This window comes from Sphingomonas sp. CFBP9019, from assembly GCF_034045155.1.
GTDB classification, from domain to species: Bacteria; Pseudomonadota; Alphaproteobacteria; order Sphingomonadales; family Sphingomonadaceae; genus Sphingomonas; species Sphingomonas aerolata.
The window spans coordinates 302,348-326,328 of sequence record NZ_JAXCWK010000001.1 but is presented as its reverse complement, the minus strand read 5'-3'; the positions used below and the strand labels follow the sequence as shown (position 1 = coordinate 326,328).

At 67.8% G+C, this 23,981-nt stretch carries 22 protein-coding genes; 14 read left to right on the top strand and 8 right to left on the bottom strand.

Features of this window, described 5'->3' with window-relative positions; genetic code table 11:
- Nucleotides 1–22: 22 nt before the first annotated feature.
- A complete protein-coding gene (locus SOM18_RS01360; RefSeq protein WP_320481170.1) occupies nt 23–772 on the bottom strand; it encodes a Bax inhibitor-1/YccA family protein in 750 nt (249 codons plus the stop codon).
- A gap of 119 nt (nt 773–891) precedes the next feature.
- Between SOM18_RS01360 and thpR the strand changes: the two genes are divergently transcribed.
- Complete coding sequence (thpR, locus tag SOM18_RS01355; protein ID WP_042467069.1) at nt 892–1,494, top strand: RNA 2',3'-cyclic phosphodiesterase; 603 nt, start codon at nt 892–894, stop codon at nt 1,492–1,494.
- Nucleotides 1,495–1,506: 12 nt separating this feature from the next.
- On the top strand, nt 1,507–2,043 hold the full coding sequence (locus tag SOM18_RS01350) for a superoxide dismutase family protein (protein ID WP_037531737.1): 537 nt from the start codon (nt 1,507–1,509) through the stop codon (nt 2,041–2,043).
- 42 nt (nt 2,044–2,085) lie between these two features.
- Here SOM18_RS01350 and SOM18_RS01345 read toward each other — a convergent pair whose 3' ends face one another.
- From SOM18_RS01345 to SOM18_RS01335, 3 genes are all read right to left on the bottom strand, one after another.
- Nucleotides 2,086–3,684, bottom strand: a complete 1,599-nt coding sequence (locus tag SOM18_RS01345; RefSeq protein ID WP_037531736.1) for a spinster family MFS transporter — start codon at nt 3,682–3,684, stop codon at nt 2,086–2,088.
- An 81-nt stretch (nt 3,685–3,765) separates the two neighbouring features.
- The gene (locus SOM18_RS01340; RefSeq protein ID WP_320481169.1) at nt 3,766–4,629 is read right to left on the bottom strand and encodes a hypothetical protein; all 864 of its coding nucleotides are present in this window, start codon (nt 4,627–4,629) and stop codon (nt 3,766–3,768) included.
- An 11-nt stretch (nt 4,630–4,640) separates the two neighbouring features.
- Nucleotides 4,641–5,837: a TIGR04063 family PEP-CTERM/XrtA system glycosyltransferase gene (locus tag SOM18_RS01335; RefSeq protein WP_192008719.1), complete on the bottom strand. Its 1,197-nt coding sequence runs from the start codon at nt 5,835–5,837 to the stop codon at nt 4,641–4,643.
- An 18-nt stretch (nt 5,838–5,855) separates the two neighbouring features.
- Here SOM18_RS01335 and SOM18_RS01330 point away from each other — a divergent pair, with 18 nt between their 5' ends.
- Genes SOM18_RS01330 through SOM18_RS01320 form a run of 3 tightly spaced genes read left to right on the top strand, consistent with a single transcriptional unit; the run spans nt 5,856 to nt 8,555 of the window.
- Nucleotides 5,856–6,131: a hypothetical protein gene (locus SOM18_RS01330; protein WP_152555482.1), complete on the top strand. Its 276-nt coding sequence runs from the start codon at nt 5,856–5,858 to the stop codon at nt 6,129–6,131.
- Nucleotides 6,124–7,467: a putative O-glycosylation ligase, exosortase A system-associated gene (locus SOM18_RS01325; RefSeq protein WP_031440702.1), complete on the top strand. Its 1,344-nt coding sequence runs from the start codon at nt 6,124–6,126 to the stop codon at nt 7,465–7,467. The genes SOM18_RS01330 and SOM18_RS01325 overlap by 8 nt, the downstream gene beginning before the upstream one ends.
- Nucleotides 7,464–8,555 (top strand): acyltransferase family protein, encoded by a 1,092-nt coding sequence (locus SOM18_RS01320; RefSeq protein WP_031440701.1) that lies wholly within the window; start codon nt 7,464–7,466, stop codon nt 8,553–8,555. The genes SOM18_RS01325 and SOM18_RS01320 overlap by 4 nt, the downstream gene beginning before the upstream one ends.
- Before the next feature lie 34 nt (nt 8,556–8,589).
- Here SOM18_RS01320 and SOM18_RS01315 read toward each other — a convergent pair whose 3' ends face one another.
- A complete protein-coding gene (locus SOM18_RS01315) occupies nt 8,590–9,153 on the bottom strand; it encodes a type 1 glutamine amidotransferase domain-containing protein (RefSeq protein WP_031394328.1) in 564 nt (187 codons plus the stop codon).
- 86 nt (nt 9,154–9,239) lie between these two features.
- Here SOM18_RS01315 and SOM18_RS01310 point away from each other — a divergent pair, with 86 nt between their 5' ends.
- Both SOM18_RS01310 and SOM18_RS01305 read left to right on the top strand, forming a co-directional pair.
- A complete protein-coding gene (locus SOM18_RS01310) occupies nt 9,240–10,271 on the top strand; it encodes a DNA topoisomerase IB (RefSeq protein ID WP_042467075.1) in 1,032 nt (343 codons plus the stop codon).
- A gap of 11 nt (nt 10,272–10,282) precedes the next feature.
- On the top strand, nt 10,283–11,458 hold the full coding sequence (locus SOM18_RS01305) for a mechanosensitive ion channel family protein (RefSeq protein WP_031440699.1): 1,176 nt from the start codon (nt 10,283–10,285) through the stop codon (nt 11,456–11,458).
- 323 nt (nt 11,459–11,781) lie between these two features.
- Here SOM18_RS01305 and putA read toward each other — a convergent pair whose 3' ends face one another.
- Nucleotides 11,782–14,832 (bottom strand): bifunctional proline dehydrogenase/L-glutamate gamma-semialdehyde dehydrogenase PutA, encoded by a 3,051-nt coding sequence (gene putA, locus SOM18_RS01300; RefSeq protein ID WP_235188367.1) that lies wholly within the window; start codon nt 14,830–14,832, stop codon nt 11,782–11,784.
- Nucleotides 14,833–14,965: 133 nt separating this feature from the next.
- On the opposite strand from putA, the gene SOM18_RS01295 reads away from it, so the two are divergent.
- The 3 genes from SOM18_RS01295 to SOM18_RS01285 all read left to right on the top strand — a co-directional run bounded on the left by SOM18_RS01295 (nt 14,966) and on the right by SOM18_RS01285 (nt 17,216).
- Entirely contained in the window at nt 14,966–15,424 is a 459-nt protein-coding gene (locus SOM18_RS01295; RefSeq protein WP_031440697.1) for a MaoC family dehydratase, read from the top strand.
- A gap of 52 nt (nt 15,425–15,476) precedes the next feature.
- On the top strand, nt 15,477–16,655 hold the full coding sequence (locus SOM18_RS01290) for an acetyl-CoA C-acyltransferase (protein WP_031394542.1): 1,179 nt from the start codon (nt 15,477–15,479) through the stop codon (nt 16,653–16,655).
- A 78-nt stretch (nt 16,656–16,733) separates the two neighbouring features.
- Entirely contained in the window at nt 16,734–17,216 is a 483-nt protein-coding gene (locus SOM18_RS01285) for a pyridoxamine 5'-phosphate oxidase family protein (RefSeq protein WP_031394543.1), read from the top strand.
- A 69-nt stretch (nt 17,217–17,285) separates the two neighbouring features.
- Here SOM18_RS01285 and SOM18_RS01280 read toward each other — a convergent pair whose 3' ends face one another.
- On the bottom strand, nt 17,286–18,518 hold the full coding sequence (locus SOM18_RS01280) for a polyhydroxyalkanoate depolymerase (RefSeq protein WP_031440696.1): 1,233 nt from the start codon (nt 18,516–18,518) through the stop codon (nt 17,286–17,288).
- A 187-nt stretch (nt 18,519–18,705) separates the two neighbouring features.
- Between SOM18_RS01280 and SOM18_RS01275 the strand changes: the two genes are divergently transcribed.
- The gene (locus tag SOM18_RS01275; RefSeq protein WP_031440695.1) at nt 18,706–20,481 is read left to right on the top strand and encodes an ABC transporter transmembrane domain-containing protein; all 1,776 of its coding nucleotides are present in this window, start codon (nt 18,706–18,708) and stop codon (nt 20,479–20,481) included.
- Here the strand turns inward: SOM18_RS01275 and SOM18_RS01270 are convergent.
- Nucleotides 20,478–20,828: a TfoX/Sxy family protein gene (locus tag SOM18_RS01270; RefSeq protein WP_031440694.1), complete on the bottom strand. Its 351-nt coding sequence runs from the start codon at nt 20,826–20,828 to the stop codon at nt 20,478–20,480. The two genes, SOM18_RS01275 and SOM18_RS01270, sit on opposite strands and share 4 nt — an antisense overlap.
- 101 nt (nt 20,829–20,929) lie before the next feature.
- Between SOM18_RS01270 and SOM18_RS01265 the strand changes: the two genes are divergently transcribed.
- Genes SOM18_RS01265 through SOM18_RS01255 form a run of 3 tightly spaced genes read left to right on the top strand, consistent with a single transcriptional unit; the run spans nt 20,930 to nt 23,901 of the window.
- A complete protein-coding gene (locus SOM18_RS01265) occupies nt 20,930–22,087 on the top strand; it encodes a saccharopine dehydrogenase family protein (RefSeq protein ID WP_031440693.1) in 1,158 nt (385 codons plus the stop codon).
- Nucleotides 22,088–22,117: 30 nt separating this feature from the next.
- The gene (locus SOM18_RS01260; protein ID WP_320481168.1) at nt 22,118–22,837 is read left to right on the top strand and encodes a PAS domain-containing protein; all 720 of its coding nucleotides are present in this window, start codon (nt 22,118–22,120) and stop codon (nt 22,835–22,837) included.
- A gap of 38 nt (nt 22,838–22,875) precedes the next feature.
- The gene (locus tag SOM18_RS01255) at nt 22,876–23,901 is read left to right on the top strand and encodes a rhodanese-related sulfurtransferase (protein ID WP_081874287.1); all 1,026 of its coding nucleotides are present in this window, start codon (nt 22,876–22,878) and stop codon (nt 23,899–23,901) included.
- Nucleotides 23,902–23,981: the final 80 nt, after the last annotated feature.

The window sequence follows — 23,981 nt, the reverse complement described above, 5'->3', positions numbered from 1 at the left end:
ACTCAGAGAAGGTGCGAAGCGCTTAGTTGCGGCTGCTGCCGAACAGGCGAAGCACGAACATGAACATGTTGATGAAGTCGAGATACAGGCTCAGTGCCGACATGATCACGACCTTGCCGACCATGTCCGTACCCGCGACCTGCATGTACAGGCTCTTGGTACGCTGCGTGTCATAGGCCGTCAGACCCGCGAACAGCAGCACGCCGCCGCCGCTGATGACCAGCTGCATGACACCCGACTGGAGGAAGATGTTGATGATGCTCGCCACCAGCAGACCGACCACGCCGATGATCAGGAACGTCCCGAACGCCGACAGATCACGCTTCGTGGTGTAACCGTACAGACTCAGCCCTGCGAAGCCGGCGGCGGTCGCGAAGAACGCGCTGGCGATCGACGTGCCGCTATAGACCAGGAAGATCGTCGACAGCGACAGACCCATCAGGATCGCAAAGCCCCAGAACAGCATCTGCAGCGTCGCGGTGCTCATCCGGTTCTGGCCGAAGCTCATGCCGAACACGATCGCGAGCGGCGCGAACATGATGACGTACTTCAGCGGACCGCCGCCCATGAACACCTGTGCGGCAGGCGACGATGCACCGCCCCAGGCGAACAGAAGCGCGACGATGCCGGTCAGCAGCACGCCCGAGCCCATATAGTTATAGACCGACAGCATGTACGAGCGGAGACCCGCGTCATATGCTGCCGAACCGGGGGTGGTGGCCGTCGCTCCGAACGGCGCGGCACGAGGCCGGGGATCAGACCAATTAGCCATTGAAATTACAACTCCTCTATCCGGCCACATGCCGCTTGCGTGCAACATCGGTGCTGGGAGGACGATTTTCAAGCGGAGACGTTCCCAATTCGGGGTGATCGGCGCTATCAATCCCGCCGATGCTACGCCTGTTTCTCGCGCTCCGCCCGCCCCTCCCCATCCGCGAGATGCTGTTCGACCTGATGGACGGGATCGGCGGTGCGCGCTGGCAGGATGACGAGCAGCTCCACGTCACGACGCGCTTCCTCGGCGAGGTCGATCCGCGTCTGGCCGACGACATCGTGACCGAGATCGACCGGCTCCGCCTGTCGCTGACGCCGGCGGCGCCAACGGTGGCGTTGCATGCGGTCGGTCAGTTCGCGAGCCGCGGGCGTACCGACACGCTCTGGGCGGGCGTCACCCCGCACGCCGCGCTCACCGCGCTGCACCGCAAGGTTGATCAGGCGGTGGTCCGCGCCGGGCTGCCACCCGATCGCCGCGCCTATCTGCCGCACGTCACGCTCGCGCGGCTGCCGCGGTCGCTCGGCACGTCGCCGGAGATCGACGGCTGGATCGCCCGCCATGCCGGGCTCGCCAGCGCGCCGTTTGCGATGACCCATCTGACGCTGTACCAGAGCCACCTCGGCCGCGACGGTGCCTGGTACGAACCACTGCTGCGCTGGCCGCTCGAACCCGACGCCGGAACCGCCGGCGACTTTGGCGGGTTCGCGTCGGATCAATAGGGAGAGACGGACATGCGGATTGCAACATTTGCGCTGGTCGGTGCAGCAGCGCTCACGCTGGCGGCCTGCGATCAGAAAGGGCTCGAGACCGGGACGCCGATCGCAGGCGGGCAGAGCGCACGCGCGATGCTGATGAACGCCGCCGGGGTCGATGTCGGCCGCGCGACCGCGACCGACGTTGCCGGCGGACTGCGCTTCACCGTCGACGCCAAGGCGCTGCCGCCGGGCACGCACGGCGTCCATATCCACACGACCGGTCGCTGCGACGCGCCCGACTTCACGACCGCGGGGGGCCATTGGAACCCGACGTCGATGAAGCACGGGTCGATGAACCCGCAGGGGCCGCATGAGGGCGATCTGCCCAACCTGATCACCGGCACCGACGGCCGCGGCACGGTCGGCGTCACGATCCCGGGTGCGACGATGGCCGGGCTGCTCGATGCCGATGGTTCGGCGTTCGTGGTCCATGCCGGTCCCGACGATTTGATGACCGACCCCGCCGGCAACAGCGGCGGCCGCATCGCCTGCGGCGTGTTCCAGCCGAGCTGAACCACTTAGCCTAGCCATGGCATCCTCGGCGAGGGACCATGGCTAGGCGACCTCCCCCGCCGCCCGGGCCCGCGCCTCGCGCGAGGCCTCGGCGGCAGGGACCAGCCGGTACGCCGCGACCGCCGCGGCCAGCGTGATCGGCACGCTGACCAGCAGCGACAGCATCCCGACCGACAGGCTCCCACTGAGCGTCGACACCCGACCCGCCAGATACGGCCCAAGCGCCAGCCCGATCAGCGTCGTGCCGATGAAGAAGGTCGCGGTCGCCGTTCCCCGCATCCGCGGCAGCACCAGATCCTGCGTTGTCGCCGCGGCGGCACCGAGCGCACAGCTCGCGGTGATCTGCGCGAGGAAGATTCCGGCATAGAAGGGCAGCGGCACCGACGCGGTAAAGGCGAGGCACAGGAACGGCACCGGCACGACCGCGCCGAAGATCACCACCAAAAGCCGCCCGGCAGGGTTGGTCCGCCGCAACCGGTCCGAGACCACTCCGCCCATCGTCAGCCCGAGAAACCCCGCAAGCGCGCCCAGCCCGCCGAGCAGGAACCCAGCGCTCGACGGCGTCGCGCCGAGCACGCGCAGCGCATAGGGCGCCGCCCAGAAGCTCGCCGCATAGCTCAGGAACGCGTTCAGGCCATAGGCGACGACCGTGCACAGGAACGCGGGCGTGCCGATGATCAGCGCGAAGGTCGGCGGATCGCGGCGGCGCAGCGCACAGGCCCAGGAGAACACGGCATAGACGCCGGTCCCGATCGCCACCCATTGCGGCCAGGGCTCGCCCGCTCCAACCAGTCCGACCACCGCCAGCGTGACGATCGCCAGCCCGGCGAGGTTGACGACGAACGCCCTGACCCCGCCCATCGCCGCACCGATCAGCGTCAGCGGCGGCACGATGGTCAGCAACTCGCCGGCGAAGGCGCGAAACGGTGCGGGGTGCGGCGCCGGTTCGGGAAGCCCCTCGACATGCCCGCGGATCGGTTCCCTCAGCGTCGCGATCCAGATCGCGAGCAGCAGACCCGGCACACCGACCGCCATGAACGCCGCCTGCCACCCGACCAGCCCGAACGGCCCGCCCCCCGGATAGGCCCGGTTCCAGCCCTGCACGATCGCCCCGCCGATAAACAGCGAGCAGCCGCCACCGACATAAAGCCCGGCCGAATAGATCGACAACGCAGTCGCACGCAGCCTTTTGGGGAAATAATCGGAAATCAGCGAATAGGCCGACGGGCTGGCGGTCGCCTCGCCGATGCCGACGCCGATCCGCGCCGCCGCGAGATGCCCGCCGGTCCGCGACAGGCCGGACACCGCCGTCATCACCGACCAGAGCGTCAGGCCGATCGTCATCAGCCGGACCCGGTGCCAATTGTCCGCAAGCCGCCCGAGCGGGATCCCGAACAGCGCATAGAAGACCCCGAACGCGGTCCCGTAGAGAAACCCGAGATCCTGATCCTTCAGCCCCAGATCACGCTTTATGTCCTCGGCAAGGATCGAGATGATCTGCCGGTCGACGAAGTTGAGCACATAGACCAGGAACAGGATCGACAGCACATACCAGCCATAGCGGGTCGCCCCCGCCTGCCCGTCCGGCTCGGCAGGCGGCGCCGCTTCTTCGAACTTCGATTGATCCGCGACCTGCGCCATGACCCCTCCGACCGTCGTTTTCGAGCAATCGGTATCAGAGGTTTCTTCGTATCAACAGCGGTTTCACGCGGTCGCGGTATGTCAGCCCGATGTCGCCTGACGCCGCCGGGTCGCACCCTGCTCCAGCCGCCGCAACAGCGACTCGATCGAAGGCGGTGACGGCGATGCAGCCGGCGCCGGCGTATCGACCAGACGCGGCTCATGGCGCGCCGCACCGTTGACGGCGCCAACTGACGGTGGAGCCGACGATGGCGCTGACCAAGCCACCGAGACCCGCGGTGCGACCGGCTCGCTCACCATGATCGGGACCGTCGCGGCCTCCACCGGCTCGTCGATCGCGACGGATTCGTCAGCTAATGCTACGACCCGCTCATCGTCTTCCACCGGAGCGGCTGACGCGACCGGCGCCGCCTCGGCCTGCACCAGCGGCGTGACCGGCCGGATCGGCGCCATCGGCACCGGCAGGATCGCATGCGGGTCGAACGCCGCGAGCGGCTGGTCGAGGTCCGCGGGGATCGATCGCTCGAGCGTGACCGGGTTCGCCGCGGTCACCTCCATCATCGGCGTGCCGAGATCGGCCGCGGTCATCGGCCGGCGTGGCGGCGCGTCGGGATGCGCATCGGCCCGGCGGACGACCGGCACGCCGTCGTCGCGGCGACGCGGCGGACGCACCAGCAGACCCCCCGGCCCCACCAGCAGGAACAGCGCCGACCAGGTCACCGCCGCGCCGATGACCGCGGTGGCGAGCGCGAGGACGACGCGCGCCGTCGTCCCCAGCGGCGGCTGTGCGGCGGGGATCAGCGCGGCGACGCCGGTCCGCCAGACCAGTTCCTCGAGCATCGTCCCCGGCATCGCGACGAAGCCAATCATCGCGGCGACCGCGACGAGCAATGCTGCGGCGACGGGAAGGTGGCGGATCGGGGACTGTCGATGGAATTCGGTCATGCCATGGTCCGTCATTCGGCCTGTATCAGCCGATGGTAAAGCGGTTCGTAACGCAAAATGTTTGACGACCAGTTACGGTCGCGCTCGACGAACGCCCGCGCGCGCTGGCGGCGCGACGGCCAGTCCGCGCGATCGTCGAACATCCCCGCCAGTGCCGCCGCGATCGCTGGCGGATCGTCGGGTGGGAACAGCGTGCCCGTATCCCCGTCACGAATCAACTCGCGGTGTCCGCCGACGTCCGACGCGGCCACCATCCGCCCCTGCGCCATCGCCTCGAGCGGCTTGAGCGGCGTCACCAGATCGGTCAGCCGCATCCGCTTGCGCGGATAGGCGAGGATGTCGATCAGCCCGTAATAGCGCTCGACCTCCGCATGCGGCACCCGGCCGACGAAATGGATCGCGTCCGCGACCGGCGAGGCCGCAGCCTGCGCCGCCAGCGCATCCGCCATCGGCCCGCCCCCGACCAGCAGCAGCCGCGCGTCCGGCCGTGCCGCGGCCAGCGCGGGCATCGCCGCGATCAGGTCGTCCAGTCCCTCATAATCATAGAAGCTGCCGATGAAGCCGACCACATCCTTGCCGTCGAGCCCCAGCGTCGTCGCCAGCGCGTCGTCGCGCGGCGGCACCGCCCCGAACAGCGTCAGGTCGACGCCGTTGGGCGACACCATGATCTTGCCCCCGTCGATCCCGCGCGCGATCAGGTCGTCGCGCAGTCCCTCGCAGATCACCGCGACGCCGTCCGCACGGCCGACCGCCCAGGTCTCGAGCGCGCGCGTCGTCCGATAGGCGAGCGATCCCTCGGCCCCGGTGCCGTTACCGACCGCGGCATCCTCCCAGAACGCCCGGATCTCGTAGACCAGCGGCAGTTTGCGCCGCCGCGCGACGATCAGCCCCGCCAGCGCATCGAGCACCGGCGAATGCGCGTGCAGGATGTCGGGGCGAAAGGCGTCGACCGCCGCCTCGATCCGCCGGGCAAAGGCGCGGATCCCGGCAATCTCCCCCAGCGGCCCCGACCGGCGCGTCGCCGGCGTCCGGTGAAAGGTCAGCCCGTCGACCGACTCCACCGCGGCGGCGGCCGACCCATGACGCTGCCCGGTCACCGCCGCGACCGTCCAGCCGCGCGCCTCCTGCGCCTTGAGGATCGCCCGCGTGCGAAAGGTATAGCCGCTCTGCAGGGGCAGGCCGTGGTCGAGGATATGAAGAATGCGCATCGTGAGTAGCGTGTTGCCATGACAGCGCTTAACGGCGCGTCAACCGCCATGGCCTATGCCGCGGCGACGGACACAGGCGGCAACGGGACCGCGCAGACACGGAAAGGCGGGCCGATGATCGACAATTTCGCGCTGGGCCTGACGCACGGCCTGATGATGATCGCCGCGATCCTGCTCCTGCGCCGCGCCGATCTCGATTCCGAGCCGGAAGCCGGCAACGATCGTGAGGGTGGCAGCCCGCCCGCCGGTGACCGCCCGGCGGCACGCGGTACCGGACGCCGCCCGCGTGCGTGATCTCGCCTTCATCGGCTTTCTGGCTGCGATCTTCGCGCTCGGGTTCCGGCGTCCGTTCCTGCTCGTCCTCGCCTATGTCTATATCGACATCGTCTCGCCGCAGCGGCTGACCTATCTGCTGCTCAACACCGTCCCCATCTCGCTGATCGCGGTCGCGCTGGCGGTCGGCGGCTGGCTGATCGCGGACGACAAGCGCGACACCCGCGTCGCGCCGCGTCAGCTGCTGATCGTCGTGCTGCTGCTCTATTGCTGGGCGACCACGCTTGCCGCAGACTTCCCGATCGAGGCGAAGGACAAATGGGACTGGGTCTGGAAGGCGCTCGCCTTTGCCGCCTTCCTGCCACTGACGCTGCGCACCCGGCTCCGGATCGAGGCGCTGCTGCTGTTCATGATCCTGTCGGCGGCCTCGATCATCATCGTCGGCGGGATCAAGACGATCGCCAGCGGCGGCGGCGGCTATGGTCAGCTGAACCTGATGGTCGACAATAATTCGGGGCTCTACGAAGGCAGCACGATCAGCGCGGTCGCGGTTGCGATCATCCCGATCATTATCTGGTTCATGCGCTACGGGACGATCTTCAAACCCGACTGGCGCGTCCGCGGCTTCTGCGTCGCGCTCGTCTTCGCCTGCCTGCTGATCCCGGTCGGCACCTCGACGCGCACCGGTCTGCTCTGCATCGCGCTGCTCGCGGTCCTGTCGCTCCGCGTCGTCAGACGCAAGGCGCTGTATCTGGCGGGGCTGACCGCACTCGGGCTGATCGCCATCCCCTTCCTGCCCTCGACCTTCACCGACCGCATGAACACGATCAAGACCTACCAGGCCGACGAATCCGCCTCGACCCGGATCGCGGTGTGGCAGTGGACGATCGACTATGCCAAATCGCATCCGTTCGGCGGTGGGTTCGAGGCCTATCGCGGCAACCGCATCCGCTACGACCTCGCCGGCACCGGTGCTGCGACGCCGGGTCGTGTCGAGGAAGACAAGGCGCGCGCCTATCACAGCGCCTATTTCGAGATGCTCGGCGAACAGGGCTATTTCGGTCTCGCGCTATGGCTGGTCCTTAATCTCGGCGGCCTCGTCCGGATGGAGATTTTGCGCCGCCGCTACCGCGATCCGGAAGGGCAGTTCGCCTGGGCCGGCCCGCTCGCCGCCGCATTGCAGACCGGCCATCTCGTCTATCTGCTCGGCGCGGCGTTCATCGCCATCGCGTTCCAGCCGTTCATCTACATGCTGATCGGCGCACAGATCGGGCTCGACACCTATCTCGGGCGCAAGCGCCGCGAGGCGAGCTTCCGGCCGATGCGTCGCCCTACGCGCACGCCCCTGCCCGCATGACCGAACTCCGGGCGCTGACCGGCGCGCGCGGCGTCGCCGCCTGGTTCGTCGTGCTGTTCCATCTCCGCGCCGCGCTCGGCGTGTCCGACGGCGTGCAGCGGTTTCTCGCCAAGGGCTATCTCGCGGTCGACTTCTTCTTCCTTCTCTCGGGCTTCGTGATCTGGCTGAGCTATGCCAACCGGATCGCCGTGCAGCGCTGGCGCGCCATCCCCGGCTTCCTGCGCCGCCGGGTCGCGCGGATCTGGCCGCTCCACCTCGTCATGCTCGGCTTCGCGCTGCTGATCGTCGCCGCGCTGGCGCTGACCGGACGCCCCCCTGACCCGCGCTTCCCGCTCGACCGCTTGCCGGTGCATATCCTTCTGCTCCAGAACTGGCCGATGACGCGCGACTGGTTAGGCATCACCGCGCTCGACTGGAATGATCCCGCCTGGTCGATCTCCAGCGAGATGTTCGCCTATCTCGTCTTCCCGCTGCTGCCGCTCGTCATCGACTGGCGACGCGTCCCGACACCGGGCCTGATCGCAGCGATCGCCGTCGCGCTGGGCTTGCTCGCTTACGTGATGCGATCGAACGGCATGGCGACGCTCGGCCAGGCGATCCCCTGGTTCGGCATCCTGCGCTGCGTCACCGAATTCGGCGCAGGCACAGCGGTCGCAGCTTTGTGGCTACGCCACCGCGAGCAGCCCCGGCGCGCACTCATCGCGGCAGTGTGTGTCAGCGGCCTGGGCTTTGCGAGCTTTGCTAGCGGCCTTCTGAACGAGATCGTCGCGGTGCCGGCCGCACTCGCGGCGCTGCTGCTCGCGCTCGCGCTGACCTCGAGCCGGCGCCGCAACCCGCTCGCCTCATGGCCGCTGCACCGGCTCGGCGAGATCAGCTTTGCGACCTATCTCAGCCATTCATTGCTCTGGACCGCGTTCAAGATGGCGTTCGTCGCCAGCGCGGTCGCGGTCCCGCCGTTCCTGATCGGCGCGCTTCTCATCGCGATCCTGCTCGCCTCCCTCGCGCTGTACCACGGCGTCGAGCGGCCCGCGCAGGCCTGGATCAACCGCTTCGGACAAGCAGCAAAAAGGGGCCAGCAAACACGCTGACCCCCGGTATCTCTTCGTGTCTGGCCGTCGAGCGTCAGTCGACCGGCTCGTCCGCCAGCTCTTCCTCAAGCGCGGCGATGATCGCCTTGTTGAACGCGGGGATGTCGTCGGGCTTGCGGCTGGTGATCAGATTGTCGTCGACCACGACCTCCTCATCGACCACGTCCGCGCCGGCATTCTCCAGATCGGTGCGGATCGACGGAAAGCTCGTCAGCCGGCGCCCGTCGATCACGTCCGCCTCGGCCAGCAGCCAGGGCGCATGGCAGATCGCCGCGACGATCTTGCCGTCCTCCATGAACTCGGTGATGATCTCGATCGCGCGCTCCTGGACGCGCATCGCGTCCGGGTTGGCGACGCCGCCGGGCAGCACCAGCGCGTCGTAATCGTCGGTATCAACCTCGTCGAGCGTCAGCTCGGGGGTGATCGTCTCCGCCTTGTTGATGTCGCCCTTCATGCCCTGGATCGGGTCGGTCTTGATCGACGCGAGCGTCACCTTCGCGCCCACCGCCTCGAGCGCCTTCTTGGGTTCGAACAGCTCGACGGTCTCGAAACCGTCGGTGGCGAGGATCAGAATGCGTGCCTGGGAAAGATCGGCCATGTCATGTCTCCAGTGAAATCCCGTGCCCCCTCAACCCCGCGCCGCGCCGGTCGTTCCGGAACGATGCGCCCGCCCGAACATTTCGAATGTCGGCCGGAAGGAACGACGCATTGCCCAGCAGACTCGTATATTCAGATGACAGCAAGCCCGGCATTTCCCGCCGCAAGATTCGCGCCGGCTGGGGCTATTGGGACGCATCGGGCACCCGCATCACCGACCGTGACGAGATCGACCGGCTGAACGCGGTCGGCCTGCCCCCCGCCTACAGCAACGCCTGGTTCTGCCCGAAGCCCAATGGTCATATCCAGGCGGTCGGCTGGGACGAGAAGGGTCGCAAGCAATATCGCTATCACGCCGGCTTCCGCGAGGCGCAGGACGCCGCGAAATATGAGCGCTGCGCCGATTTCGGTCTCGCTCTCCCGAAGCTGCGCAAGGCGGTCGAGGCCGATCTGCGCAAACGCTCGCTCAGCCGCGACCGCGCCGTCGCCGCGGTCCTCCGCCTGCTCGACGGCGGGCATATCCGCATCGGGAACGAGGCCTATGCCGCCGCGAACGAAAGTTTCGGCGCGACGACGCTCCGCAAGCGCCACGGCGCGGTGAAGGGCGCCACGCTCCGGCTCGAATATAAGGGCAAGTCGGGCAAGATGCGCACGCTCAAAATCACCGATCGCTCGCTCAGCAGCTTCGTGAAGAAATGCCAGGACCTCGACGAACAGCATCTCTTCGCCTGGCTCGACGATGACGGCGTCGCGCATCCCGTCACGTCGAGCGACGTCAACGCCTATATCCAGGCGGTCACCGGGACCGACTTCACCGCCAAGCACTTCCGCACCTGGGCCGCCAGCGTCGCCGCGTTCGAGGCACTCGCCTCGGCAGAGCGCGATCTCAGCCTGAAGGCGATGCTCGAGCCGGTCGTCGCGCGGCTCGGCAACACGCATGCCATCGCGCGCAAGAGCTATGTTCACCCCGCCCTGATCGACCTCGTCAAACAGGGCCAGTCGACCTTCCGCAAGGCGCTCCGCCTGCCGCGCGCCAAGCGCTATCTCAGCCGGGAGGAATGCGGCCTGATCGCCTTTCTCGAGGCCGGCACCCCCGCGACCATCACCGTCGCGGCCTGACGAGTATCCAGATGTCCAATACGAACAGCATCGCTAAAGCCCCCATCTTCAACGCGAGTGATGTCGGCAGCCAGGCACAGGGCTTCGTCACCGCCAGCCTCGCTTGGGTCCAGGCCTATTGGCTGCAGATCCTCATCGCGTTCGGCGCCGGCGCGCTGATCGTCCTCGCGCTCCACACCGCACGCCGCTTCGGCAGCCGGCTATGCGAACGCCCGCGCGCGCTCAACGGCTGGGGGATCGTCGTCGGCAAGGCGGTCTCGCGGACCAGCAACTTCTTCATCGTCATGCTCGCCGCCAAGCTCGTCGACGGCTATTCCGCCGCACCGGGCGAGGTCGCGACCACGGTCAACTTCCTCTTCACCGTCGCCGCGGTATTCCAGGTCGCGGTCTGGGTGCGCGAGATCATCCTCGGCGCGATCGAGCACCGCACCCAGTCCGAACATTATTCGGGTGAGGCGCTGCTGTCGGCGATGGGGCTGATCCGCCTGCTCGTCACCTTCGTCGTCTTCGCGGTCGCGATGGTCGTCGTGCTTGACAATCTCGGCGTCAACGTGACCGGCCTCGTCGCGGGCCTCGGCGTCGGCGGCATCGCGATCGGTCTGGCCGCGCAGGGCATCTTCGCCGACCTGTTCGCCGCGCTCGCGATCATCTTCGACCGCCCGTTCCGCCGCGGCGATTCGATCAGCTACGACACCGCCTCGGGCAGCGTCGAGGCGATCGGCCTGAAATCGACGCGCATCCGCGGTATCGACGGCGAGGAGCGCGTGATCTCGAACAAGAACCTCCTCAACAAGGAGATCCTCAACAACACGCAGCGCAACCATCGCCGTGCGAAGTTCATCATCGGCGTTACCTATTTCACCCCCGCCGAAATCTGCGCGCGCATCCCCGACATGCTGAAGGACGTGGTCGAGGCGCAGGGCAAGATCTTCGTGCGTGCAGGCTTCACCGGCTTCGGCGCATCGAGCCTCGATTTCGAGGTCCAGTTCGACAGCGACGGCCCCGACTATGCCAGCTTCTACAACGGCCGCACCGCCGTCGGCATCGCGATCCTGCAGCGGTTCAACGACGACGAGATCGAGATCGCCTTCCCCACCCAGGTCAACCTCACCGCCGCCCCGGACGGGTCGATGGTGATGCCATTCCCGCAGGTGCAACAGGCGCGCGCGAATACACCATCCACCTGACGCCGCCCCCGGGTCTGACGGAACTCGCCACACCAACCCATTACCCCTCCCCGGCGAAGGCCGGGGCCCAGTTGGTGAGGCCGCAGTAACGGAACGCACCCGTCGTTACGCCCGTCCCCCAACTGGGCCCCGGCCTCCGCCGGGGAGGACGAACGAAGCGCGGCACGCCTGCTGCAAGGGGGAAGCCCACCCCCTCCGTCATCCCCGCGAAGGCGGGGATCCATATACTCAACGGATCGCGATACCCCCCACCGCCAGCCACTATGGATCCCCGCCTCCGCGAGCATGACGAGGCGAAGGTAAATAGGCCTAGAAAAGCCCCCTCAGATCCCCCCCTCATCCAGCGACAGCAACGTCGCATTCCCGCCCGCCGACGTCGTATCCACCGACACCGCGCGCTCCGCACAGAAGCGGTAGAGATAGCGCGGCCCGCCCGCCTTGGGCCCGGTCCCCGACAGCCCCTCGCCGCCGAACGGCTGCGATCCGACCACCGCACCGATCATCGACCGGTTGATGTACAGGTTGCCGACCGCCGCCTCGGCCTCGATCACTTCGGCGGCGCGCGCGATCCGGCTGTGCAGCCCCATCGTCAGGCCGTAGCCCTTGGCGTTGACCCGCGCGATCGTCTCGCTCAGCTTGCCCGCTTCCCAGGTCGCGACGTGGAGGATCGGCCCGAACCACTCCTCGTTCAGATCCTCGATCGCACCGATCCGCACCAAAGTCGGCGGCACGAACAGGCCATCTGCGGGCACGTCGAGCGTCTTGACGGTCTTCGCCGCCACCCGCGCGCGATACGCCATCAGCCGGTCATAGGCGGCCTGGTCGATCACCGGCCCGACATCGGTCGCCGGATCGCCCGCACGGCCGATCCTCAGCGTGTCCATCGCGCCCGACAGCATCTCGATCACGCCGTCCGCGATATCCTCCTGCACCAGCAGCAGCCGCAGCGCCGAGCAACGCTGCCCCGCCGAGCGGAAGGACGAGGCGATCACGTCCGCCACGACCTGCTCGGGCAGCGCGGTCGAATCGACGATCATCGCGTTGATCCCGCCCGTCTCCGCGATCAGCGGCACGATCGGCCGGCTGTCGTCCTCGAGCAGCGCGCGTGCGATCTTGCGCGCGGTCGCGGTCGACCCCGTGAACGCCACGCCCTGGATCCGCGCGTCCGCGGTCAGCGCCGCACCGACCTCCGGCCCGCCCGTGACGAGGACCAGCACGTCGGCCGGCACGCCCGCCTCATGCGCGAGTTCGACCGCCCGCGCGGCGATCCGCGGCGTCTGCGGCGCGGGCTTGGCCACCACTGCATTGCCCGTGACGAGCGCCGCCACCGTCTGCCCCAGGAAGATCGCCAGCGGGAAGTTCCACGGCGCGATCGTCGCCCAGACGCCGCGCCCCTCGATATGCAGCATGTTGCGCTCGCCCGTCGGCCCCGCCAGCTCGATCGGCTGCAGCTTCGCGCGCGCCTGCTGCGCGTAATAACGACAGAAATCGACCGCCTCGCGCACCTCGCCGATCGCGTCGGGGATCGTCTTGAACGCCTCCTGCACACAGATCGCCATCAGCTCGTCGCGATGCGTCTCGAGCAGATCGGCCAGCCGATCGAGACACGCCGCGCGCTCCTCGACGGGCGACCGCGACCAGCCCGGGAACGCCGCATGCGCGCGGGTGATGGCGGCCGTGACCTGATCCCCGCCCAACCCTTCTGCTCCCCCCCGGCGCAGGCCGGGGTCCAGTTGGGAAAGCTGCCGTGACGACGCGCCGTCCTCCGTCACACCACCGCCCCCAACTGGGCCCCGGCCTTCGCCGGGGTGGTACCCTGACGCAGCGACCGGCGCATTCACCACCTTAACAGTCGCCGCCAGCGTATCCACGTCACTCAAATCGAGCCCCGCCGAATTCCGGTGCCCGCCCGCCCCGAACAGGTCGACCGGCAACGGAATGCTCGGATGCCGCTTGCCCCCGACCGCGGCGATCTTCGCCACCGGATCCGCGAGGATCTCCCCCTCGGTCAGCCGCTCGTCCGCCAGCTGATGCACGAAGCTCGAATTCGCCCCATTCTCCAGCAGACGCCGGACGAGATACGCCAGCAGGTCGCGGTGCCCGCCGACCGGCGCATAGACGCGGCAGTGATAGCCATTCTCCTGCACCAGCCGCTCGTACAGCCCGTCGCCCATGCCGTGCAGCCGCTGGAACTCGAAATCGCGGCTGTTGCCCGCCCATTCCATGATCGTCGCGACCGTCAGCGCATTGTGGCTCGCAAAGGCCGGCCGGATATTCTCCGCCGCCAGCATGTCCTTGGCGACCGCCAGATACGACACGTCGGTCGCCGCCTTGCGCGTGAACAGCGGATAGTCCGCCAGCCCCTCGACCTGCGTCCGCTTGATCTCGCTGTCCCAGTAGGCGCCCTTGACCAGCCGCACATTCATGATCCGGTCGAGCCCGTTCGCCCATGCGATCACCGGCCGCGCGCGCTTGCCATACGCCTGCACCGCCATGCCGAACCCGTCCCAGCCCTTCAGCGACGGCAGCCCGGCGACCGTGCCGATGATGTCGAGGCTCATCTCGAGCCGCTCGGACTCCTCCGCATCGACGGTCAGCGCAATGCCCTTCGATGCGGCCTGCGCCGCCAGTGCCTCGAGCATCTCGGTCAGCGCGGGCACGCACTCGCTCCACCGCGCGACCTCGTAGCGCGGGTGCAGCGCCGACAGCTTGACCGAGATCGAATGCCCCGCCGCCGGATCGCGCCCGACCGCATCGACCGCACCAACATAGGCCTGGAAATAGCGCTGCGCATCGGCATGCGTCCGCGCCGCCTCGCCCAGCATGTCGAAGCTCGCGGTGAAGCCCTTGTTCTCGGGCCGCCGCATCCGCTTCATCGCCTCGTCGATGGTCCGGCCCATCACGAAGATCTCGCCCATCATCTTCATCGCGGCACCCACCGCCTGGCGCACGAACGGCTCGCCAGCACGGCTGATCAGCCGGCGCAGCGGCCCGGTCGCGCCCTCGCCGACCAGCACGCGGCCGACCACCAGCCCCCAGGTCGCCGAATTGACGAGCTTCGAATTCGACTTGCCCGCGTGCGCACGCCAGTCGGCATCGCCCAGCTTGTCCGCGATCAGCAGGTCCGCGGTCTCGGGATCGGGCACGCGCAGAAACGCCTCGGCCAGCGAGAGCAACGCGACCCCTTCCGACGAATTCAGCCGATATTCCTGAAGGAACTGGTTCACCCAGCCCTTGCTCTGCGCCGCGCGAAGGTCGGCGAGCAGGCCGAGCGCATGCCCCATCACCCGCTCTCGCGAATCCGAATCGAGCGCGGCACGCTCCAGCAGCGGTTTTAGAACATCGGGTTCGCTTGCGCGGTACAGCTTTGCCATGGTGTTACGGGCATTGGACGTTACGGCAGTCGACATTTTCCAGCTTCCGGTTGGGTGAGGCTTGCGGTCGGCCAGCCTGTACGCCTAGAGACGTCGCTGCGCTTAGCGCCAAACAGGCTAGGAGGGGAATGCCGTGGCGACGATCACCACCGCCGAGATGCAGAACCGCGTCGGCACCGAGACGCTGTCCGACTGGGTCGAGGTCACGCAAGGCATGATCGACAAGTTCGCCGACGCCACCGGCGACCATCAGTTCATCCATATCGATCCCGCCCGCGCGGCCCAGACCCCGTTCGGCGGGACGATCGCGCACGGCTTCCTCACGCTCTCGCTGATGCCGCTCCTGTCGTCGAAGATCCCCGACGCGCCGACCATCGAGGGCGCGAAGATGGGCGTCAATTACGGCGGCAATTCGGTCCGCTTCCTCACGCCCGTCCGGTCGGGATCGAAGGTCCGCGGCCGCTTCAAGCTGCTGTCGTTCGACGAGAAGCGCCCCGGCCAATGGCAGCAGACCAACAGCTTCGCGGTCGAGATCGAGGGCCAGGACAAGCCCGCCCTGATCGCCGAATGGATCAGCCAGGTTTTCGTTTGATACCGCTCCCCTCCCGCTTGCGGGAGGGGACTTCAGAAAAAAGGATAGCATCATGCGTTCAGCCGTCATCGTTTCCACCGCCCGTACCCCGATCGGTCGCGCCTATCGCGGCGCGTTCAACAACACCCCCGCGCCGACGCTCGCCTCGCATTCGATCAAGGCCGCGGTCGAGCGCGCTGGCATCGACGGGGGCGAAGTCGACGACGTCGTCTTCGGCTGCGCGCTCCAGCAGGGGCATCAGGCGGGTAACATCGCGCGCACCTCGCTGCTCCGCGCCGGGCTGCCGACGACGGTCAGCGGCATGTCGCTCGACCGTCAGTGCGCCAGCGGGCTGATGGCGATCGCTACCGCCGCCAAGCAGATCATCACCGACCAGATGGACATCACCATCGGCGGCGGGGTCGAGAGCATCAGCCTCGTCCAGACGCCGCAGATGCGCGTCGCCCCCGATCCCGAACTGCTCGCGATGCACCGCGACGTCTATATGCCGATGCTCCAGACCGCCGAGGTCGTCGCCAAGCGCTACGGCATCACGCGCGACGCGATGGACGCCTATGCGCTCCAGTCGCAGCAGCGCACCGCCGCCGCGCAGGCCGCGGGCTATTACGACGCCGAGATCGTCCCCGTCACCGCGAACATGGCGATCGTCAACAAGGAGACCAAGGACGTCACCTACAAGGAGGTGACGATCGCCCGCGACGAGGGCAATCGCGCCGACACGACGCTCGAGGGCCTCCAGTCGCTGAAACCCGTGATGGGCCCCGACATGACGATCACCGCGGGCAATGCCAGCCAGCTGTCCGACGGGTCGTCCGCCTCGGTGCTGATGGAGGAGAAGATCGCGTCGCAGCGCGGGCTCCAGCCGCTCGGCCGCTATATCGGCATGGCGGTCGGCGGCACCGAACCCGACGAGATGGGGATCGGCCCGGTCGTCGCGATCCCCAAGCTGCTCAAGCGCTTCGGCCTCAAGATGGACGATATCGGCCTGTGGGAGCTGAACGAGGCGTTCGCGGTCCAGGTCCTCTATTGCCGTGACACGCTCGGCATTCCCGACGAGCTGCTCAACGTCAGCGGCGGCGCGATCTCGATCGGTCATCCCTACGGCATGACCGGCGCACGCGCGACCGGCCATGCGCTGATCGAGGGCAAGCGCCGCGGCGCAAAGCATGTCGTCGTGACGATGTGCGTCGGCGGCGGCATGGGCGCGGCGGGCCTGTTCGAAGTCCTGTGATGCTCGCGGGGCGGCGGTGGCAACCATCCTCCGCCCCGCCCGTTCTCTGTGGCAATCCAAGCCAATAGGAGAACGACGATGGCCGACAAGGATACCCCGCAGGAAGTCGCGAACACCTTCCTCGACAAGCTGAAGTCCAGCCCGTTCGTGATGATCGGCCTCGACGACGGCCAGCATTCCGAGCCGATGACCGCGCAGCTCGACGACGATCAGCCAAACGTGCTGTTCTTCTTCGCCGGTCGCGACAACCGCATCGCCAAGGGCGGCGCGGCAATGGCGCAGTTCGTCGGCAAGGGGCATGATTTCTTCGCGTGCATGGCCGGCACCGTCTCGCAGATGAACGACCGCACGCAGATCGACAAGCTGTGGAACAACCAGGTCGAGGCCTGGTTTCCAGGCGGCAAGGAAGACCCCAACCTCACGCTGCTGCGCTTCGACATCAACAGCGCGGAACTCTGGGAAACCGACATCTCGCTGACCGGACGCGTCAAGATGCTGTTCGGCGGCACGATCACGTCGAGCGAGTCGAGCAGCCACGCGGTCGTCGACTCGGTCGGCTGACCCAACTACCGATCGCGACCGCAGGTTATATCACCGGCGGTCGCGATCGACCTTTATACTGGCGGATCCTTATCCGTTCGCGGTGATGAACTCCTCGACCACCGGCGCGATCGTGTTGCGCCAGCGCGATCCGTTGAAGATCCCGTAATGGCCGGCCCCCTCGGCGATCAGATACCGCTTCTTTGCCTCGGGAAGAGCGGTCGCCAGCGACAGCGCCGCCTTGGTCTGCCCCAGCCCCGAAATATCGTCGCGTTCACCCTCGATCGCCAACAGGCCGATATCGGTGATCGCCGCCGGATCGACCGGCCGTCCACGGTGCGTCAGCAGGCCACGCGGCAGCGCGTGGGACTGGAACACCACGTCGATCGTCTGCAGATAGAATTCGGCGGTCATGTCGCAGACCGAGCGATATTCCTCGTAGAACCCCTTGCTCGCCATCGCGCTCTCGCCGTCGCCCTGGACGAGATGCTTATACATCTCCCAGTGCGAGACCATGTGGTTGCCGAGGTTCATCGACATGAAGCCGGCCAGCTGCAGGAAGCCCGGATAGACCTTGCGCCCCGCGCCCGGATAATTGGCCGGCACCGTCGCGATGACATTCTGTTCGAACCACGTATGCGGACGCTCGGTCGCCAGCGTGTTGACCGCGGTCGGCGCCTCGCGCGTATCGACCGGCCCGCCCATCAGCGTCAGCGTCTTCGGCCGGCACGGATTGCCGTCCGCGCTCATCAGCGCCGCCGCGGCATAGCAGGGCACCGACGGCTGGCAGACCGCCAGCATATGCGTGCCGCCCTGCCCCTCGTTCGCGCCGATCGCCTCGAGGAACGCGATCACGTAATCGATATAATCGTCGAGATCGAACCGTCCGGCGGACAGCGGAACGCTGCGCGCGTCGCGCCAGTCGGTGATGTACACATCGGCGAACGGCAGCATCCGCTCGACCGTGCCGCGCAGCAGAGTCGCATAATGCCCCGACATCGGCGCGACGATCAGCATCTTGGGTCCGCCCTCGACGCCCTCCCGCACGAACCGCTTGAGCTGGCCGAAATCCTTGCGCAGCACGATCTCCTCGCGGACCGCGACTTCGCGTCCGTCGATGATCGTGTGGTCGAGGCCGAACGCCGGCTTTCCGCGAGTCGCATTGACGTGCGCGAACACCTCCAGCGCCGATCCGACGACCGCGCCGCCGCCCAAATAGGCGAATGGGTTTGCTGGATTGTTCAGCATTCCCGCCCCGAAACTGGCCATTCTGCTGGCGCCTGCCATCATCGACCGCTGGAATTCATAGGCATCGTAGAGCATTCGGTATCCTCTACCCCGATAGGGGTTAACATTTCCGTAACGCAATTATGCCGTCGCGCAACGGGGCATTGATCGGATGCGCACGCGTTTCTGTCCCGCTCGGCCGCGCACGTCCCGTTTGTTCAACGACCCGGCCGTCATGCGGTTGCCGTTGAGCGTGACCCCCGCCGCTGCTAGGCGATCCGCCATGGCCAAGCCGATACTCGACGAAAAGACGCCCCGCCGGATCGGCGACCTTGCAATGGTGTGGCGACACGCCGCGAACTACCCGCGCCAGATCACCTTTGCGGGACTCGCGCTGGTAACCACCTCGGCCGCGACGATCGGCATACCCTACGGCTTCAAGCGCGTGATCGACCGCGGCTTCGGCCCGGGCGCGAGCGGATCGGTCGGGACCTCGTTCCACTATCTGCTCATGATCGTCGTCGTGCTCGCGGTCGCGACCGCGGTGCGCTTCTATTATGTGTCGTGGCTTGGCGAACGGGTCGTCGCGGACATCCGCACCACGGTCCAGCGTCACCTGCTCACCCTGACGCCGCGCTTCTTCGAGGAAAATCGCCCGTCGGAGATCGCCTCGCGGCTGACCTCGGACACTGCGCTGATCGACCAGGTCGTCGGCAGCACCGTCTCGATCGCGCTGCGCAACACCTTCACCGGGGTCGGCGGGCTGATCTATCTGTTCGCGATCTCGCCCAAGCTAGCCGGTCTGCTGATGATCGGCATCCCCCTGATCGTCCTGCCGATCGCGCTGCTCGGCAAGCGCGTCCGCAATTATTCGCGCACCTCGCAGGACCGCGTCGCCGATGTCGGCTCGATCGCCACCGAGACGCTCGGCGCGATGAAGGTCGTGCAGGCGTTCGGGCAGGAAGACCGCGAGGCGACCCGCTTCGGTGACGCGGTGCGCGCGACCTTTGCCGCGGCGCGTGCGCGGATCCTGTTGCGCGCGATCATGACCGCGATCGTCATCGGCCTGCTGTTCGGCTCGATCACGCTGGTGCTGTGGGAAGGCGCGGTCGACGTCGCCGCCGGGCGGATCAGCGGCGGCGCGATCGCCGCCTTCGTCCTGACCGGCGGGATCGTCGCGGGCGCGTTCGGGGCGCTGACCGAGGTTTACGGCGATCTGCTGCGCGGCGCGGGTGCCGCCGGGCGGCTGTCCGAACTGCTCCGCGAGACGCCCGAAATCGCGCCGCCCGCCACGCCCGTCGCGCTGCCGCAGCCGTCGCGCGGTGCACTCGCCTTCGAGGGCGTCCGGTTCCATTACCCCACCCGCCGCGACGTCGCGGCGCTCAACGGCTTCTCGCTCGACATCAAACCGGGCGAGACGGTCGCGGTCGTCGGCCCCTCGGGCGCGGGCAAGACCACGCTGTTCCAGCTCGTCCAGCGCTTCTACGATCCCGATGCGGGTCGCGTGACGCTCGACGGCGTCGACCTGCGCGACGCCGATCCCGCCGCGGTCCGCGCCCGGATCGCGATGGTGCCACAGGAAACCGTGATCTTCGGTGCGTCGGCGCGGGACAATCTCCGCTATGGCGACTGGACCGCGACCGACGACCAGCTCTGGGCCGCCGCCGAGGCCGCCAACGCCGCCGAATTTCTCCGCAAGCTGCCCGAAGGACTCGACACCTTCCTCGGCGAAGGCGGCGCGCGGCTGTCGGGCGGCCAGCGCCAGCGCGTGACGATCGCGCGCGCGCTGCTCCGCGACGCGCCGATCCTGCTGCTCGACGAGGCGACCAGCGCGCTCGACGCGGAGAGCGAACGGCTCGTCCAGGAGGCGCTCGAACGGCTCATGGCGAACCGCACCACGCTCGTCATCGCGCACCGCCTCGCGACGGTCCGCGCCGCCGAACGGATCATCGTGATGAACGACGGTCAAATCGTCGAGGAGGGCTCGCACGGGGCGCTGATGACCAACAGCGGCCTCTATGCACGGCTCGCGAGCCTGCAGTTCAACGACGCGGCCTAGCCCTTCGGCGATTTCGCCCGCCTGGGCTTGGGCAGCGGCAGCTCGGCGGCCGAGATCCGGACGATCTCGGCCATCCAGTCGGCATCGTCCCAGCGATCCGCGTCGATCACCAGACAGGGTTTCGCCCCCGGATAGGGCGATGCCTCCTCGATCGCCGCGCCGTCGCTGCCCGCGAACGCGCGCCCGCCCGGGGTCGGCTTGAGGAACAGCCGGTCGTCGCAGATCAGCGCCACCATCCGCCCGTCGCAATAGACGCCATATTCGCCGAACACCGGCCGCGCGGCGACCTCGCCCGCCGCGGCGATCTGCTCGACGATGAACGCGACGATGCTCGGGTCGGAGGCCATTGCCCGATCCTGACAGATCCGCCCCGCCTTGACGAGACGCGGCGTTTCGCTTGCGAGGCGGCGTCGGTCGGGGCAGACTTGCGGCAAAACGGGAGATGGACATGCGCGACTTCGACATCGTCATCTATGGCGCGACCGGCTTCACCGGCCGGCTGGTCGCCGAATATCTGGTCCAGACCTATCCTACCGGCCTGACCTGGGCGATGGCCGGGCGATCGCGCGCCAAGCTCGAGGAGGTTCGCGACCTGATCGGCGCGCCCGCGGACACGCCGCTCATCACCGCCGACTCGGACGATCCGGCAAGCCTGCGCGCGATGGTCGAGCGCGCGACCGTCGTGATCTCGACCGTCGGGCCGTATCAGCTCTACGGCTCCGACCTCGTCGCCGCCTGCGCCGCATCGGGCACCGCCTATGTCGATCTGTGCGGCGAACCCGCCTGGATGCGGCACATGATCGACGCGCACGAGGGAGAGGCCACGCGCACCGGCGCCCGGATCGTCTTCTCCTGCGGTTTCGACAGCATCCCGTTCGATCTCGGCGTGCTCACGCTCCAGGAGGCGGCCAGGGCACGCTACGGCAGTCCTGCGCCGCGCGTGAAGGGCCGCGTCCGGACGATGAAGGGCACCTTCTCCGGTGGCACCGCGGCCAGCCTCAAGGCGACGCTCGCCGCCGCCGCGCGTGATCCCGGTATCGTCAAGCTGCTGACGAGCCCGTTCGCACTCACCCCCGGCTTCACCGGGCCGCATCAGCCGAGCGGGCTGATCCCCGAATATGACTCGACGCTCCAGACCTGGGTCGCGCCGTTCGTGATGGCGCCGATCAACACCAAGAACGTCCACCGCACCAATTTCCTGCTCGGCGAGGCCTATGGCGCGGACTTCGTCTATGACGAGATGATGGTCGCGGGGCTCGGCGACATGGGCAAGGCCGCGGCGGAGGCGATCGCGAAGTTCAATCCCTTCGCCGGCGACAAGGGCCCGAAGCCCGGCGAAGGCCCCTCCAAGGCCGAACGCGATGAAGGCCATTACGACCTGCTGTTCGCAGGGATCATGCCCGATGGCAGCCGCATCGACACGGTCGTGACGGGCGACCGCGACCCGGGCTATGGATCGACCAGCAAGATGATCGCGGAGGCGGCGATCTGCCTCGTCCGCGATGTCGCGGGCGATGGCGGCATCTGGACGCCGGGCGCGCTGATGGGCGCCAAACTGCGCGACCGGCTGATCGCGCATGCCGGGCTGACCTTCGTCACCAGCTGAGCGATCACGGCGTAAACGTTTGATATAAGGGTGATCGCGCCCTATCTGAACGGGGGATTACAAAGGACCCTCGCCTCGATGCTCGTCGGCCATTCCCTGTCGGACCCGAACGGTCTGCTACTGACGATGGACCAGACCGTCGAGGACCTGCTGCAGCGGCCGCTTAGCGAACTCGTCGGGCGGTCCTATGCCGACGTGACCCACCCGGACGACCGCGTCCGCAACATCGATCGGGTCACCATGCTCGCCCCCGGCGCGGGCCCGGTCTGCATCCGCAAGCGCTATCTCCAGCCCGGCGGTGCCGCGGTGTGGGTCGACGTCCATGTCTCGCGGCTCGACCGCGGGCTCGAGGCCGGCCGGCTCGTCGGCACGCTCTACCTTCCGCAAGCCAAGGCGCTCACCGCGGTGCCCGACGTCGTCATGCCCGAACGGCTCTGGCAGGTCGCGCTGAAGGTCGACCGGAGCCTGCGCCGACGACGCGAGCAACTGGGCGACGACCTGTTCGGCGACCATGCCTGGCTCGTGCTGGTGCAGATCTATCTCGCCGAGGCCGAGGGTCGGGTGATCGATGCGGCAACGCTGGGCGCGCTCGCTCTGCTCGATCCGTCGCGCACGCACCGCTGGATCGGCGCGCTCGCCGAAAAGGGCCTGGTCGAACGCCCGGACTGCAGCGCGGGCGTGATCCAGCTCACCGCCACGGGCCTCGCCAGGACCGAAACCCTGCTCGCCACCTACTCCGACTTGGCGTAACAGCGACGGCGCCATCTTCGATCCGGACCGTCCTGCCCATGCCTGCCGACCCCTTACCCGCCGCCGATCCTCTGGCGAGCCATCCCGAGTCCCTCGGACCGGTCCGCGTCGCCGCGCTCTACCGCTTCACGCCCTTTGCCGACATCGCCGCGATCAAGCCGCCGCTCGCCGCACTGTGCTGCGCGCAAGGGGTGAAGGGCACGCTGCTGCTCGCAGCCGAGGGGATCAACGGCACGATCGCGGGGACAGACGCGGCGATCGACACCGTGCTCGCGCATATCCGCGCACTGCCCGGCTGTGCCGCGCTCGACGTCAAGGATTCGCGCGCCGAAACGATGCCCTTCCACCGCATGAAGGTCCGGCTGAAGCGCGAGATCGTAACGATGGGCGAACCCGATATCGACCCGCTCGGCGATGTCGGCCGCTATGTCGAGCCCGGCGACTGGAACGCGCTGATCGCCGATCCGGACACGATCGTGATCGACACGCGCAACGATTATGAGGTCGCGGTCGGCAGCTTTGCAGGCGCGATCGACCCGAAGACGCGCAGCTTCCGCGACTTCCCCGCCTGGTTCCGCGACCACCGCGACCAACTGGTCGGCGATGGCCCGCCGCCAAGAATCGCGATGTTCTGCACCGGCGGGATCCGCTGCGAGAAGTCGACCGCGTTCCTGAAAGCGGAAGGGTTAGACGAGGTCTATCACCTGAAGGGCGGCATCCTCAAATATCTCGAAACCGTGCCCGAGGCCGAGAGCCTGTGGGAGGGCGAATGCTTCGTCTTCGATCAGCGCGTCGCGGTGGGCCACGGCCTCGCCCCCGGCACGCACGGCCTGTGCCACGCCTGCCGCATGCCCGTCAGCCCCGCCGACCGCGCCTCGCCGCTTTATGTCGAGGGGATCAGCTGCCCCGCCTGCCACGACGCCCGCGACGCGACCCAGCGCGCCGGCTATGCCGAACGCGAACGCCAGATGCGCCTCGCCGAAGCCCGCGGCCAGACGCATGTCGGCGCGGTCCTCCCGCAGACGCACGCGGATGACGACGGCCAAACCCACCCGTCACCCTAAGGAACGTCCGGACCCACCCCCTTCCCGTCATCCTGACGAAAGTCAGGATCCAGAGTAACGGGCGGCACCTTCATGGCTCT

Excerpts from the sequence above, each read along its gene's own strand:
- SOM18_RS01360 (WP_320481170.1), bottom strand. The coding sequence starts at position 772 with ATGGCTAATTGGTCTGATCCCCGGCCTCGTGCCGCGCCGTTCGGAGCG.
- thpR (WP_042467069.1), top strand. The coding sequence starts at position 892 with ATGCTACGCCTGTTTCTCGCGCTCCGCCCGCCCCTCCCCATCCGCGAG.
- SOM18_RS01350 (WP_037531737.1), top strand. The coding sequence starts at position 1,507 with ATGCGGATTGCAACATTTGCGCTGGTCGGTGCAGCAGCGCTCACGCTG.
- SOM18_RS01345 (WP_037531736.1), bottom strand. The coding sequence starts at position 3,684 with ATGGCGCAGGTCGCGGATCAATCGAAGTTCGAAGAAGCGGCGCCGCCT.
- SOM18_RS01340 (WP_320481169.1), bottom strand. The coding sequence starts at position 4,629 with ATGACCGAATTCCATCGACAGTCCCCGATCCGCCACCTTCCCGTCGCC.
- SOM18_RS01335 (WP_192008719.1), bottom strand. The coding sequence starts at position 5,837 with ATGCGCATTCTTCATATCCTCGACCACGGCCTGCCCCTGCAGAGCGGC.
- SOM18_RS01330 (WP_152555482.1), top strand. The coding sequence starts at position 5,856 with ATGACAGCGCTTAACGGCGCGTCAACCGCCATGGCCTATGCCGCGGCG.
- SOM18_RS01320 (WP_031440701.1), top strand. The coding sequence starts at position 7,464 with ATGACCGAACTCCGGGCGCTGACCGGCGCGCGCGGCGTCGCCGCCTGG.
- SOM18_RS01315 (WP_031394328.1), bottom strand. The coding sequence starts at position 9,153 with ATGGCCGATCTTTCCCAGGCACGCATTCTGATCCTCGCCACCGACGGT.
- SOM18_RS01310 (WP_042467075.1), top strand. The coding sequence starts at position 9,240 with ATGTCGGCCGGAAGGAACGACGCATTGCCCAGCAGACTCGTATATTCA.
- SOM18_RS01305 (WP_031440699.1), top strand. The coding sequence starts at position 10,283 with ATGTCCAATACGAACAGCATCGCTAAAGCCCCCATCTTCAACGCGAGT.
- putA (WP_235188367.1), bottom strand. The coding sequence starts at position 14,832 with ATGGCAAAGCTGTACCGCGCAAGCGAACCCGATGTTCTAAAACCGCTG.
- SOM18_RS01290 (WP_031394542.1), top strand. The coding sequence starts at position 15,477 with ATGCGTTCAGCCGTCATCGTTTCCACCGCCCGTACCCCGATCGGTCGC.
- SOM18_RS01285 (WP_031394543.1), top strand. The coding sequence starts at position 16,734 with ATGGCCGACAAGGATACCCCGCAGGAAGTCGCGAACACCTTCCTCGAC.
- SOM18_RS01280 (WP_031440696.1), bottom strand. The coding sequence starts at position 18,518 with ATGCTCTACGATGCCTATGAATTCCAGCGGTCGATGATGGCAGGCGCC.
- SOM18_RS01275 (WP_031440695.1), top strand. The coding sequence starts at position 18,706 with ATGGCCAAGCCGATACTCGACGAAAAGACGCCCCGCCGGATCGGCGAC.
- SOM18_RS01270 (WP_031440694.1), bottom strand. The coding sequence starts at position 20,828 with ATGGCCTCCGACCCGAGCATCGTCGCGTTCATCGTCGAGCAGATCGCC.
- SOM18_RS01265 (WP_031440693.1), top strand. The coding sequence starts at position 20,930 with ATGCGCGACTTCGACATCGTCATCTATGGCGCGACCGGCTTCACCGGC.
- SOM18_RS01255 (WP_081874287.1), top strand. The coding sequence starts at position 22,876 with ATGCCTGCCGACCCCTTACCCGCCGCCGATCCTCTGGCGAGCCATCCC.